General features: G+C 40.2%; 15 protein-coding genes and 1 pseudogene. 8 read left to right on the plus strand and 8 right to left on the minus strand.

The genetic code is table 11. From position 1 onward, the window contains the following. Window positions 1-35: 35 nt before the first annotated feature. Entirely contained in the window at window positions 36-599 is a 564-nt protein-coding gene (locus tag V7O67_RS13530; RefSeq protein ID WP_342304342.1) for a flavin reductase family protein, read from the plus strand. 27 nt (window positions 600-626) lie between these two features. On the opposite strand, the gene V7O67_RS13535 is transcribed toward V7O67_RS13530, so the two are convergent. After that, window positions 627-812 carry a 4Fe-4S binding protein gene (locus tag V7O67_RS13535; protein ID WP_342304341.1) on the minus strand — a complete coding sequence of 62 codons (186 nt, stop codon included), beginning with the start codon at window positions 810-812 and terminating at the stop codon, window positions 627-629. 91 nt (window positions 813-903) lie between these two features. Between V7O67_RS13535 and V7O67_RS13540 the strand changes: the two genes are divergently transcribed. From V7O67_RS13540 to uppS, 3 genes are all read left to right on the plus strand, one after another. Next, complete coding sequence (locus tag V7O67_RS13540) at window positions 904-1,959, plus strand: radical SAM protein (protein WP_342304340.1); 1,056 nt, start codon at window positions 904-906, stop codon at window positions 1,957-1,959. 118 nt (window positions 1,960-2,077) lie between these two features. Beyond that, window positions 2,078-2,389, plus strand: a complete 312-nt coding sequence (locus V7O67_RS13545; RefSeq protein WP_406658087.1) for a DUF2551 domain-containing protein — start codon at window positions 2,078-2,080, stop codon at window positions 2,387-2,389. A gap of 74 nt (window positions 2,390-2,463) precedes the next feature. Next, window positions 2,464-3,345 carry a polyprenyl diphosphate synthase gene (gene uppS / locus V7O67_RS13550; RefSeq protein WP_406670256.1) on the plus strand — a complete coding sequence of 294 codons (882 nt, stop codon included), beginning with the start codon at window positions 2,464-2,466 and terminating at the stop codon, window positions 3,343-3,345. Between the two features lie 190 nt (window positions 3,346-3,535). Here uppS and V7O67_RS13555 read toward each other — a convergent pair whose 3' ends face one another. From V7O67_RS13555 to V7O67_RS13575, 5 genes are all read right to left on the minus strand, one after another. Beyond that, the gene (locus V7O67_RS13555; protein ID WP_342304338.1) at window positions 3,536-4,399 is read right to left on the minus strand and encodes an HD domain-containing protein; all 864 of its coding nucleotides are present in this window, start codon (window positions 4,397-4,399) and stop codon (window positions 3,536-3,538) included. An 82-nt stretch (window positions 4,400-4,481) separates the two neighbouring features. Next, on the minus strand, window positions 4,482-5,351 hold the full coding sequence (locus V7O67_RS13560) for a DMT family transporter (protein WP_342304337.1): 870 nt from the start codon (window positions 5,349-5,351) through the stop codon (window positions 4,482-4,484). 266 nt (window positions 5,352-5,617) lie between these two features. Then, window positions 5,618-6,196: a flavodoxin family protein gene (locus V7O67_RS13565; RefSeq protein WP_342304336.1), complete on the minus strand. Its 579-nt coding sequence runs from the start codon at window positions 6,194-6,196 to the stop codon at window positions 5,618-5,620. Window positions 6,197-6,467: 271 nt separating this feature from the next. Further along, a complete protein-coding gene (locus V7O67_RS13570; RefSeq protein ID WP_342304335.1) occupies window positions 6,468-8,867 on the minus strand; it encodes an adenosylcobalamin-dependent ribonucleoside-diphosphate reductase in 2,400 nt (799 codons plus the stop codon). Window positions 8,868-9,106: 239 nt separating this feature from the next. After that, window positions 9,107-9,436: a hypothetical protein gene (locus V7O67_RS13575; protein WP_342304334.1), complete on the minus strand. Its 330-nt coding sequence runs from the start codon at window positions 9,434-9,436 to the stop codon at window positions 9,107-9,109. Between the two features lie 293 nt (window positions 9,437-9,729). Here V7O67_RS13575 and V7O67_RS13580 point away from each other — a divergent pair. After that, a pseudogene (locus tag V7O67_RS13580) lies at window positions 9,730-9,912 on the plus strand (integrase); the annotation flags it as partial. A 44-nt stretch (window positions 9,913-9,956) separates the two neighbouring features. On the opposite strand, the gene V7O67_RS13585 reads toward V7O67_RS13580, so the two are convergent. Continuing rightward, on the minus strand, window positions 9,957-10,328 hold the full coding sequence (locus V7O67_RS13585) for a winged helix-turn-helix transcriptional regulator (RefSeq protein ID WP_406656372.1): 372 nt from the start codon (window positions 10,326-10,328) through the stop codon (window positions 9,957-9,959). A 268-nt stretch (window positions 10,329-10,596) separates the two neighbouring features. Then, complete coding sequence (locus V7O67_RS13590; RefSeq protein ID WP_406670259.1) at window positions 10,597-10,767, minus strand: hypothetical protein; 171 nt, start codon at window positions 10,765-10,767, stop codon at window positions 10,597-10,599. A gap of 24 nt (window positions 10,768-10,791) precedes the next feature. On the opposite strand from V7O67_RS13590, the gene fpoB reads away from it, so the two are divergent. The 3 genes from fpoB to V7O67_RS13605 all read left to right on the plus strand — a co-directional run bounded on the left by fpoB (window position 10,792) and on the right by V7O67_RS13605 (window position 13,222). After that, the gene (fpoB, locus tag V7O67_RS13595; RefSeq protein ID WP_406670260.1) at window positions 10,792-11,337 is read left to right on the plus strand and encodes a F(420)H(2) dehydrogenase subunit B; all 546 of its coding nucleotides are present in this window, start codon (window positions 10,792-10,794) and stop codon (window positions 11,335-11,337) included. 103 nt (window positions 11,338-11,440) lie between these two features. Continuing rightward, window positions 11,441-11,911 (plus strand): MarR family winged helix-turn-helix transcriptional regulator, encoded by a 471-nt coding sequence (locus tag V7O67_RS13600; protein WP_406670262.1) that lies wholly within the window; start codon window positions 11,441-11,443, stop codon window positions 11,909-11,911. Between the two features lie 42 nt (window positions 11,912-11,953). Further along, window positions 11,954-13,222: an MFS transporter gene (locus V7O67_RS13605; protein WP_342304330.1), complete on the plus strand. Its 1,269-nt coding sequence runs from the start codon at window positions 11,954-11,956 to the stop codon at window positions 13,220-13,222. Window positions 13,223-13,439 lie beyond the last annotated feature (217 nt).

Below are 13,439 nucleotides of genomic sequence, written 5' to 3' on the forward strand. Positions count from 1 at the left end.
GGTTTCCTAAGACCTTTTTTGCAGAGGTGTATCCTATGAAAAAATCGATCGGAGCAAAATCCTTAGCTTACCCGACACCTGCGTGGGTCGTTGGAAGCTATGACATGTTTGGAAATGCAAATGCAATGACTGCCGCCTGGGGAGGTATCTGCTGTTCAGAACCACCATGCATTAGCGTATCCATGCGCAAGGCCACTTACACTTATACCAACATAATGGAAAAGGAAGCTTTTACCATAAACATTCCCTCTGAGAAATACGTGAAGGAAACAGATTACTTTGGCATGGCAAGTGGAAAGGATGTTGACAAGTTCGAAAAGATGGGACTTACAGCTGTGAAAAGTGATCTTGTGTATGCACCCTACATAGAAGAATTCCCCATTGTCCTTGAATGTAAATTGGTACAGAGCTTTGAGCTGGGACTTCATACACAATTCATAGGGGAGATCGTAGATATAAAAGCAGATGAGTCTGTACTGAATGAAAAAGGAAATCCCGAAATTCAAAAAATAAAACCGATTATCTACTCACCTGAAAGGAATTACTACGGTGTTGGCAAGTTACTAGGCAAGGCATTTTCCATCGGAATGAAAGAATAACTGCGAAACTATATGGAGTGGCCTGGTTCATTCCATATATTCCAGTGTCTTGTTAGGACATATTTTTACGCATTTCATACAGAGATCACACTTTTCGTGATCCACGTTGGTAAAACCATTGATCCTGTAAAGTGCTCCATTGGGACAAATGTTCTCACACCTCCCACATTTCCTGCATCCAATGGATACAATAAAGCCTTCACGTTCTTCCATCGGAATTAATTATTACGTGGATTCTAAATAAGAGTTAGGATGTGGGGCTATAAAAATAACCTTATATACCTGCAAGTTATAGGAAGCCTGAATGAGTAAACTTATCCCGGGAGAATCAGGTTCATTCTCTTCTTTTCTATCGGATGGATGCAAACTCTGCCAGCAAGGAGCAAAGATGGTGCTTTTCGTCACAGGAGTCTGCCCGAAAGATTGTTTTTATTGCCCTGTATCAGACGAGAGGCGTACTGACGATACTTATGCCAATGAAAGGAAGGTCCTTTCTGACCAGGATGTCCTTGAAGAAGCGAGACAGATGAATGCACTCGGGACAGGGATTACCGGAGGAGAGCCTCTTTTAAAAATGGATAGAGTTATCCATTATATTAAACTCCTGAAAAAAGAGTTCGGGGCTCAACACCATATACACATGTATACATCCATTGCTCCTGACAGGAAAACGCTAAATGAGCTATCTCAGGCAGGACTCGATGAGATAAGGTTCCATCCCCCTGTGGAGCTGTGGGGCAGAATGGATACTACCAGCTATGCAGATTCAATAAACTTTGCAAAGGAACTGGAAATGGAAGCAGGAATAGAGATACCTTCTATTGAAGGTGCTGATAAAATGGCACTTTTTGTAGAGAAGGTCGGGTGCTTCCTTAACCTTAATGAACTGGAGTTTTCCGACACAAATACTGATGCGATGAAAGCAAAAGGTTATACGCTGAGAGATGATGTATCAAATGCAGTTATCGGTTCTGAGGAATATGCAACTGAAATTGCCCAAAATTGTGAAATGATACACTTCTGTTCATCAAGTTACAAAGATGCGGTTCAGCTTCGAAACAGGCTTATACGTATTGCTGAGAACACCGCAAGGCCCTTTGATGAGATAAGTGAGGATGGCACTATATATTATGGACATATTGAATGTGTTACAAGTGATGAACTTAAAATTGTAAATAATGAACTATTGCAGATGGAAGTACCTCCTGAAATGATGGAAACCGCTGCAGATGGAATTGATATTGCCTGGTGGATACTGGAAGATGTTGCAGAATCGATCAGGACTCCGATAAGAAAATTGTACATTCTTGAAAGATATCCTCTTAAAGATGGACTAATTGTTGAGAAGATACCCTTGTAAAAGCTAAAATATATAAGGGAGAATGATATAGATGGTACAATTCTCATATCCAATAAGGATTTTAAAGCTATTTCAAATAAATAGTTTTATAAGAGAAAGTAACATATAAAAAAAAGAGGTGTTTGTACTGGAAACGATAGAAGAGCGAGTAAGGGAGAGACTCATAAAATATCTTAGTCGCGATGACACAGGTATACGTAAAGTCGTATTGAAATTATTCCTCAAAGGGGGTAAATTCACTACAGGCGACGTTTACGAACATCTTCACAACGCTGATTTTGATGTAAGTTACAGAGGTGTTTCAGCAATGGTAGGCCTTATGAATACCAGATTAGGAATACTTAGCATTGATGTGACTGGTGATCATAATATCTATTTGTTGAAAGAAGATTATAGAGATATTGTAAAAACTGTTCTGGAAAATTATTAACGTAAACTCTCTCTTTTTCCATTTTGAAAGGTTTCAAGCTAAAAACATAATTAAATTTCACTTAAAACACGGGAGTGTCACTCATACTAAGAAGTATACCCCGAATAGTATACAAAGGATATGAACGTCTGCTTACGCAGGAAGTTCAAAGTGAAGATGTTCCACGACATGTAGCTATTATTATGGACGGGAACCGCAGGTATGCGCGTAAGCTCGGCCAGATCAGTTCTTTCGGACACAGCAGGGGAGCAGATGTTACTGAGAATGTAATGGAATGGGCCTGTGAGATAGGAGTGGAACACCTTACCATCTACGCTTTTTCAACTGAGAATTTTAACAGGTCTGACGATGAGAAGGATAAACTCTTTGACCTTATCAGAATTAAGTTCGATGAGATAGTCGTCGACGAAAGAACGCATGAAAGAAAGATGAGAGTTCATGCCATTGGAGATATCGATAAATTACCAGAACCGCTCCGCGATTCCATCAAGAATGTTGAACTTGTAACATCAGTGTATGATAAATTCAATCTCAATGTTGCAATAGCATACGGCGGCAGACAGGAAATTGTTCAGGCGGTACAGGAAATTGCTGGCAAGGTCCAGGCCGGAGAACTGGAACCTGAAGATATCAATGAAGATACCATATCCGGGCACCTGTACCCTTCAAATGGCTCAGCACTACCTGATGTGGACCTGGTCATACGCACAGGCGGAGATGAACGAGTATCCAATTTCCTCCCATGGCAGGCTAATGGAAACGAATGTGCAGCATATTTCTGCGCACCATTCTGGCCGGAGTTCCGTAAGATAGATTTCCTTCGCTCCATACGCATCTATCAGGCCCGTGTGAGAGAAAGACACCAGCATACAACTACCCGCGCCGCGCACTTTTTAAAAGCCCTTGGAAAAGCTGAAATTGAAGAAGTAAGGCATCATTCCAAGGTCAAGAACTGAAGTGTCTTTTGACTGTTTTTTACTTATAGGTAAGCTGCCGGATCAGAATCAGGTATTGACCTAAACTGAAAGCTATGCTTCGAGATTGAAATATTCGGGAGCTAAGAAGTTTACTGAAGAATTTCAGGATTTAATGAATAAGAAGATTGCTTACAATAAGCAATCTGTTATTTGGAATGTAGTTTTCAATTCAGAACAGGTTGTCCACACATTCCTTGAAATCACGATAAGCACGGGTCTCTGTGATGTTCTGGGGACCTGTAGCAAATGCTTCAAGCATTGAGCGATAGTACCATTGCTGTTCTTCCCTAGGTGCATTGAACTTGTCCCAGAACCCTTCTCCCTGAATCCCTATATCACTGATAAGGTCTCTGATATTGGCGAGCTTGTCTGCACATGAGAGGAGTTTTATCTCGCTGTTTGCCCTAGCCATATTTCTGATGGTGTATTCCTTTCGTTCTTTCCAGTTTTGTGTCTTGTCACCAGTTGCAGGCTGTCTTAGCTCTTCAGGTTCGGTAACAGCGTCCACGTAATCAGCAACCTGCTGGCCATATTTAACTAATATTGTTGCAATATCAACGTCAGTATCTTCAACGATGTCATGTAGCAATCCTGCTATAACAAGTTCATATGACGCATTTTCTTTGAGAAGGATGGATGCTACATCCATTGGATGTGATATGTATGGAGTACCTGACTTCCTTACACCGCTTTTGTGTTCATCGCTGGCGAACGTAAATGCATCAGCAAGTTCTTGCAGACCCTTCACCTTTTCTTCTTCGTATTTTTCCTTGAGACCATCTAACTGGATCCTGTAGTTTGCCAGTCTCACATGTTCGTAAGCGGTTAGTTCACCATCAATCTCTATCAATATCGTCCTGTATTGGTCACTTGCCCAGATCCTTCTGGACGGTTCCTCGGACAGGAAATCCAGATAGCTGAATCGTTCGGGTGTTTCTATAGGTTCGGAAACATTGATCGTATGGATTGTAATCCCGTTTCCTCTTTTTTCAGTGCTGGTGGAATGATGGCTGATAAGCTCACGTATTTTCATGATGATAACTCCGCATTGATGTGCATACTAACTTTACAGGTCTTTGCCTATATGCTTTGCATTTATTAGTATATCGCCTCTATCAGGAATGTTCAGAAAAGTAGACACCTGCAACTACAAAAACTGCCCCTGTTATTACATAGATATTTGGTAAATTTCCAATTATTATGCTGTCCCCTATAATCGCTACAAATGGAATAAGGTAGAGAGCAGTAGTTGAGGTAGATGATCCAGCAAGATGTATAGCTTTGTTCCAGTAGAAAAATCCCAGTGCTGAACAGAACGCACCAAGATAAATGAGAGCAGCGAGAACTATCAGAAGGTCATTTTGAGTGAATGTCCATATCTTTAGGGTCTGTGCTTCATAGAATACAAATGGAAGGAGAAAGACCATACCTGCTAATGTGAGATCCCGGGAAACAATGAGTAAGTTCCTTGAACTCATACGTTCTATGATAAGGGTATAAAATACCCATGAAAAGACTGACCCAAACATAAGGAAATCCCCCAGAGGATTCAGGTTAAGATTGTATTTCCCATTCAGTATCAGCAGACTTACTCCAAAAAGAGCAATAAATGCACCAAAATATTTTTTTGGGTTTGATAGCCTCTTTCTGATTATATCGACAGTCATAATGAAAAAAATAGGTATAGTAGCACCTATAAGTGATGAATTGGTAGCTGTTGTGAATGTCAGTGCCACATTTTCAAACATGTAGTAACAGGTAATACCAAGAAAACCTGCAAGTACTACATACTTAATCTCATTTTGGGTATAATTTTCTCGTTCCCGGGAAATAGCTAACAGGAGAATGGCCGCAATCAAGAAACGAGCAAATGCAATGATTGCAGGATTGAGATAATCAAGCAACACTTTTGTGGCAATGAAAGAAAAACCCCACATTGCAGCAACTATCAGTAAGTAAAGTATTCCTTTTTTTCGATCATCCATTTTTCTTCATCTTCATGAATCGTCCATATCAGAATTGCATTGGAGATGTTTGCACCTATATAATTGTTTTGTAATATGAATTCATACAGCTTCCATCAAATTAGAATGATATAGAAGATGGGGCGAAGGAAGAAAAGAAAGGAATTCAGAAACATTTGATACATGGGAAGGCTTTTGACATTAAAGAATCACAGAGAAAATGTCGTTATGACATTCCCCCAATATTCCAGTGATTCTCATTTTATTGCCAATTCCTCTATTTTTATTTACTCGGAATTAATCTTCTTCAACAACCATGCCATGTTGGAGGCGAGATTATCCATGGTCTGCATACCCTCAGCGTCATCTTCGACATCGCCGGGGTTCAGACCGATACCAATGTTCCAGTAAGTTGAACCCACGGCGAACATGTTGGTAATGCCGAACAGGTGATTGATGGTATCATAGGCACGTACTGCACCTGCCCTGCGAACTGCTACCACAGCAGCACCGACTTTTCTGGAAAAGAATTGATCATTTGCAATAGACACGAATCCTGCACGGTCTATGAGTGCCTTGGTCTCTGTGTTGACATCTGCAAAGTAAGTAGGTGAACCAATCACTATACCATCAGCTTCCTTCATTTTCGCGATGCATTCATTGATGCCGTCATCATCAAAAATACATTTGCTGTTCTTATTCTCAAAGCATTTCATACATGCTGTACAGCCATGAATCTTCTTTCCGCCAATGGTGATAGTTTCGGTCTCGATGCCTTCTGATTCGAGTTTAGACGTGAGTTCTTTCAACATGGCTGCTGTGTTCCCCTCTTTACGTGGGCTTCCGTTTATAGCGACTACTTTCATTTGCATACCTTCATTGTTTAAACAATACAAATCTAATGAATTGCATTATATGCTTCAAAACACATTTAATATACATATACCTCATACAGACTTACTATATAGTCACTAACAAAAAGTATAGTATAGTGAGATAATGGAGGTTTTGCTGAAATTTACCGAAAACTATGGCCTCAATTTTTATCAAAGAATGCTAAATTAAGATTGTAAACAAATTTGTTTTGTCAACAGTCTTTTTACGCACACGTTTTATCAAAGAATAGATGATGTGACATTAATCACACCTTGTCCAGCCACATGCTGAACAACTTCTACATCCATCAATGCGCCTTATCTCTTCACCACATTCCGGACAAACACCCTTCAATGATGTCTGTACTTTAGTGACTTCTTGAGCAATCCTTGGTTTGTTGATCGTCTTTTCTGTTGTACCGGTAACCGACTCTTTGGTCAATGATCTGATGTAATTGGCCACGATCGAAGGACATGACTTACCATCAGTATCACGGCCTTTACATGCATCACACTGGATCTTACTCCAATGATGCGTAAGGCTTTTGATATTTGCTCTTCCCTGCAATGCAAGTGACACAGTGATCGCAAGTGCAGCAGAATGAGCTTTACATCCACCACCAACAGTGGTCATGAACAGCTCCCAAGGAATTGCATCATTACCATCCCCTATTGGATTCTCGAACGATTTGCAATATAATTCACCACATCCGGTTGTGAACTTTATCCTTCTACCGTTTACAGTTTCCTTTGGATGCAAGTCGATTTCTGTATTGTAATCCAATCTGAAGAGATTTACTCTCTGAAGAAGCTCAGACTTCTCTTCAGGAGATAAACCTTCCATTGCAAAAGCGAGTGTATCAGGATTCATGATATCGATCTGAGTAGGAGCGATATCTTCTTCAATATCAGCTTCTTCAAAATCTGTATCTCCGCATATTTCAAGGAGCTTTATATCGTCCGCATCTGACTCTTTTGCAGCAACGATCACCTGGTCGTCCCTGGAGCCATCACGATAGACTGTAAGACCCTTACATCCGAGTTTCCAGGCCATCATATACAATTCTCCAATTTGCTTAGATGTAGCGTCATACTGGAGATTTATAGTCTTTGAGACGGCGTTGTCAACATACTTCTGGACCGTAGCTTGCATCTTCACATGGTCTTCAGGTGAAACATCGAAAGCTGTGATGAAGTATTCCTTCACATGGTCCGGAACTTCAGTCAGATCTCTCATCTGCAGAGATGGAGTTGTCCTGAGTATTTCCATCAGTCCTTCAGAATAGAAACCTTCTTCCTTCGCCACCTTCTCAAAGAGTGGATGGACTTGAATGAATTCGCTATCAATAATCTTCCTCTTATACACGAAATTGAAGTTAGGCTCAATTCCAAATGATACACCAGCGAATGTTGCAAGTGTACCTGTTGGTGCTATTGTTGTGATCTGACAATTTCTTGGTGTCTTCTGTGATGGAAGGTTTTCTTGCTGGAACTCAGGGAATGTACCGAATTCACGACCAAGCATGTTTGATGTAGCCCATCCAGCGTTATCAATGAACTTCATGACCTTCCCAACCATTTCACGACCCGCATCACTGTCATAGGGTAATTTCATGTACAACAACATGTCTGCAAGTCCCATGACACCTAATCCAATAGGTCTGGTCTTGTGTGCCATATCATGGATCTCAGGTAATGGGAAATGATTCACATCAATAACCTTATCCAGGAATGTGACTGCAATTTCAGTGATCTTCTTGAGACGGTCAAAATCAATTGCATAAAGTCCATCTTCTGTAGGTTTCAGCATATTGACCAGGTTTATTGAACCGAGATTACATACACCGAATGGAATGAAATAGAACTCACCACATGGATTTGATGATTTGATCGCACCGAGATGAGGAACAGGATTAGTGGAATTTACCGTATCAATGAATATCATTCCGGGTTCACCGGATTCCCAGGCATTCTCGCATATGATATCAAATACCTCACGGGCATCCATACGGACTACTTCGCTATTATGAGGATCTACCAGTTCAAAATCATCGCCCTTCTCAACAGCATCCATGAAAACTTCAGATACAGCAACGGACAAATTGAAGTTTGTCATCATCTTGTCATTCTTCTTACAAAGGATGAAGTCAAGAATATCCGGATGGTCCACACGGAGAGTACCCATGTTTGCACCACGTCTCATACCACCCTGTTTGACCTCTTCTGTAGTTGCATTGATGATTTTCATCCAGCTGAGAGGACCGGATGCAACACCATTTGTTGATGATACCGGGGAACCTTTGGGTCTGGTTGAAGAGAAATCAAAACCAGTCCCACCACCGCTTTTATGAACAACAGCGGTGTTTTTGACTGTTCCCATTATTTCAACCAGATCATCCTCAACAGGCAATATGAAACATGCAGAAAGCTGTTGTCTGTCACCTTCTTTACCTGCATTTGCCAATGTAGGAGAATTTGGCAAGAAATCAAGGTTGTACATTACATCAAAGAAGTCATCTGCTAATTCTTTGTCACCATTTGATATTACAAATGCGACTCTTTCACATAGTCCGCTCCAATCCTCCCCTTTATGGTAATACCTTTTACCGAGGATATCTTCAGCAATGGGGCTAAGTTTTTTGCATTGAGTTGTTATTCCCATTTTTTCACCTTACAGTTATAAATAAAATTTTCATCATTTGCATTCCATCAATCAATCTTCAGCTTTGTAGAAATCCTTAATATTCAGACTCTAATGGAAACTCACAATTATTTTAAAAATACCATATGTTGAACAGAGTTACCAGTTTCAGCCTGATTGGTACTTGTTTGAATAAGTATTCCACATAGCATCAAATATAAGTCACCATTCAAATAGTGGCAGAACTCAAATTCTTATTTCTACCCTTCAATCCCTGCTTTTTTGACGCGTTCCAGCCAACCAGCCACAGTGGAAAGATAGCCAGTAACCCTTAACAGCTGATGCACGTTATGATTCATACAATTTGGACATACCGGTTGATCGCACACAGGACAATGCTCAATATTTGCCACGTTTCCCTTTGAACACTTCTTTTGATTATTCACTACCCAAAATAGAACTGAGCAGGGTGTTTCTTTATCTGTTTTCATGGTTTGTTCATCATTGAACTCTTCACACCAGTCCACGCACCTATCGACAAATTTGTTCAATGGCAGTGCAAGCATTTCCTCTAGTGTTATTGGTTTCATTTCCCTTATACCACATCATTTCTGAATCTTTTTTGACATCTTCCGATGCAAGCCGATGCCTAGGTCCCTATAAGCTGAACCTACGGTTATCATATTGGTTACCCCAAAGATATAGTTGATGGAATCATACAAAATACACTTAATGCTCATATATTTCATGCAGACTTTTTATATAGCTACTAACAAAAAGTATACCGCACGTGACAATAGAAACTATGAAAAACTTGCCAACATAAAAAACAACAAAAAATACCACTGTCTTGTAGAAGTAAGACTCTAAGCAGTCAAAAAACAGTCGTGTTTCTTCAAAGACTATCCTTAGATGGCACCTTAACTTAATGGCATCTGAAGGTGTAATCGAAAAAAGTGTTGATCATATTCAGGATAGAGCACCTGTTACAGTAGGCAGTGCTCATTACTCGAATAAAGTTAAACGGACAAATGAAGAGGACATGGGGATTACGGGGAATTTATGATCTAATTAAAGGTTGCAAAGATTTGAATAATCGAATGTAATGTTTTATTCATCCTGCCCAAGTGTACACTGCCTTCCCAGGTATTCACTGCCCCAGTCACAAAGTGCCTCAAGTATGGGAGCAACGGTCTTACCAAATTCGGTTAATGAATATTCGACTTTCGGAGGAATTTCCGGATACATCTTACGATTTATCAGGCCATCCTCTTCAAGCTCCCTTAACTGTTTTGTCAGCATTCTCGGAGAAACACCATGGAGATTCTGTTGCAGCTTGTTATAACGTATGACCTCTACTTCTTTCAACTTCCAGAGGATTAGAGGCTTCCACTTCCCACCAATTACATCAAGGGTTGCTTCCACAGGACAGTGGTATTCCTTGTTATTCCTGATGTTGATAAGTTTCTTATCGATTACCATGATCTCATCCAGTATACTTTTTGTTAGTAGCTATATATTAAGTCTGTATGAAGTATATGTGCATTAAGTGTACCTTGATATTATATAAGGCAATTCATTGAATTTATATGGTTTAAAACCAGGAAGATATTAACATGAATTCACAATGAACCCCCTCCTTTTGTGGATTTAAATCCGGGACTCCAAATCTTCGATTAACCGCTAACAACTTCAATAGAACAGAATGCTTAGTTGTTATTCATCAGAGTGCATAAAGTAATGCTTTGGATTAAAAGGTTTCGATAGCGATTAGCAATTTCTCACTCCTGACAATACCCTTAAATACCTGCTTTCGCATTAATGTTGTCATGACAACAGTTGTTGCAGCAACACACTTGAAAGAGTAAATCTGGACTCCATACCCCCCGGAGTATTCATCCGGATAACATATCACATCCACACTAACCAACAGGAAGTGTCTCAAATGGTTGAATTAGATCAAACAAGAATAGAGCAGATAGGTTATGATGATGTACCTGGTGTAGCACTCACTAATTCAAATGTCATTGCGGAGTTTCTGAAAAAGACAAAAATTCAGGATGTCATCAACTGGGGCCGTAAAAATTCATTGTGGTTCGTAGTAAATCCAATGGGTTGTTGCGGTGTTGAATTGATTGCCGTAGGTGTTGCTCACTACGACACTGATCGTTTCGGTATTATTCCGCGTAATTCCCCAAGACACGCGGACTTGCTAATCATCAGTGGATATGTGACTAAGAAGTATCTCCCTGCCCTGAAAAGGATATGGGACCAGATGCCTGCGCCAAAATGGGTGATGGCCATCGGGGACTGTTCTATAAGTGGTGGTCCTTTCTACGAATCCTACAGCACTCATCAGAACATGGATGAAATATTCCCTATAGATGTCTTTGTTCCCGGATGTCCTCCAAGGCCCGAAGCCTTTATCCAGGGTTTTATTGAACTACAGAAAAAAATCGAGGCAAAGAAGGACAAAGGTACGGAGTATTGAGAAATATACTTTCTCTGCAACAGCCATCTTTAAATAACAAGTTTATACACTATTGCCAGAACAACAGTTGTTGCCACAACAGTATACAATAAAGGTGCAACACATGGAAGACATACCTTTCGGAGCATTCATCGGAATAACCTATCGAAGTAATTTTGTGAGAATAAACAACAAAATGAAAGAACTTGGTCTTTCTGCAGGCCAGTTCTTCGTACTTATGGTGCTTTCGTATGAGCAGGGGTTGACACAGGATAAAATTGCCTGGTTACTTCTCATAGATAAGGGAAGTGTTGCCCGTGCAGTAAATGTCCTTGAAGATAAAGGCTTTGTCAAACGTGTCACCGATGAAAGTAACCGCCGGGCTGTGCAGCTTTATCTTACGGAAGCAGGGGAACAGCTCATCCCGAAAGTTGTCAAAATTGAGTTGGAACTGGAAGATACTTCTTTGGCAGGATTGACAGAGGAAGAAAGGACACATGCGAAGGTACTACTCCACAAAATTGCACAGAATTCTTATGAAGCTGCTTATAAAGACGGTGAGAAACGGAAGGAGTTTCCACTTAAAAAAATCTAGTCAACAATAGTTTATACCTCTACCAAATGGAGATTAAAAATAATGAAAAATCAGGCTATAGATAAAAACCCTATTTCAAGCAGTAAATTAGCACTACCTATCCTGCTGGCTGCTTCCATGATCACTCTTATGGGAGGAGCAGCAGTTGCACCTGCACTTCCGAAGATGGGTCAATATTTCAGCAATTTAGAGAATGCAGAATACCTCCTGTCATTTATGGTAACCTTGCCCTCTCTTGCAATCGCTTTGAGTTCCCCGTTCATGGGAATCATTGCAGATAAATACGGTAAAAAGAAATTACTTATAGCTTCCCTTCTCCTTTTCAGTCTGTCAGGAGTTACAGGAGCTTATTTTGACTCTCTTGAATCTATTCTTGCGGGAAGGTTTGTTCTTGGGATAGCGATCGCAGGAATAATGATCTGTGCAACCGCATTGATCACTGATTATTATGCGGATCCTGCAAAAAGACAGAAGATTTATGGAATGCAAGCTGCATCCATGGGTTTTGGTGGTTTGATACTGGAAACCGGAGGTGGAGGACTTGCTGAATTTAGCTGGCGTTATCCATTCTTTATCTATTTGATTGCTTTGCCAATAATGTTCGGTGCATTTTCCTTGCTGGAACCTGCAAAACATCACACACTGGTAAGTAAAAATGAAACAACATACCCAAAAAGTAAATTGAAGATAGGAGCCATAGCATTTGTCTATTTTATAATGTTCATTGCAATGGTACTTATGTTCACTGTACCTTCAAAAGGACCATTCCTCTTTACTGAAAGTGGAATTACTTCCAGTCTCATAGGAGGTATTTTGCTTGGCCTTTTGGGAATGGCCAGTATGGTGGCTGCTCTTTGTCAGGTTCGAATTTCAAAATATCTGGACGAACTGATGAGATGTGCTTTAGGTATTGGGTTTACAGGCCTTGGTTTATTCTTAATGGCAAATGGTAGTATGGCTACTATTGTTGCAGGTGTTGTATTTGCTGGAATAGGAACCGGCGTGATCCAACCGACTTTAATCCATTGGATCGGTCTGCTTTCACCCCAGCATCTGCGTGGAAGGATCTTTGGTGGATTAACCTCGATATTGTTCCTCGCTCAATTTGTATCTCCCATAATCATGCAACCTTTACTCGGGAACGGTATGTCACTTGCCAGCGCGTTTGGATACTTTGGTCTGGCAGGAGTTGCTATGGGGATTATTATACCTGCTGGAAATATAGTATTAAGACAGAGCAAAAATTTTACTCTGGGACCAAATACAGATATTGTTCATCTTGAAAATGCTGTTTATGATGAGGATGAATAATCCTCATTTTACTTTTCAGTATCTTAATGGATTCATTGTCTGGAAATCAAGCAAATCAAGATGAAGTATTGTTTTATTTTGATTGCTTGCTTCATTTTTGCTTTTTTCTCATTATCTGAATTCAATCCGAATATTGAATCATTTCCCTCATCTCCTTCGTGTTTCGATTAAAAAAACCTTCTAACCATATCTTTCAATTATTTCATTGGCTTCAATG

This window comes from Methanolobus sp. ZRKC4 (assembly GCF_045291305.1).
In the GTDB taxonomy this organism is placed as follows: Archaea; Halobacteriota; Methanosarcinia; order Methanosarcinales; family Methanosarcinaceae; genus Methanolobus.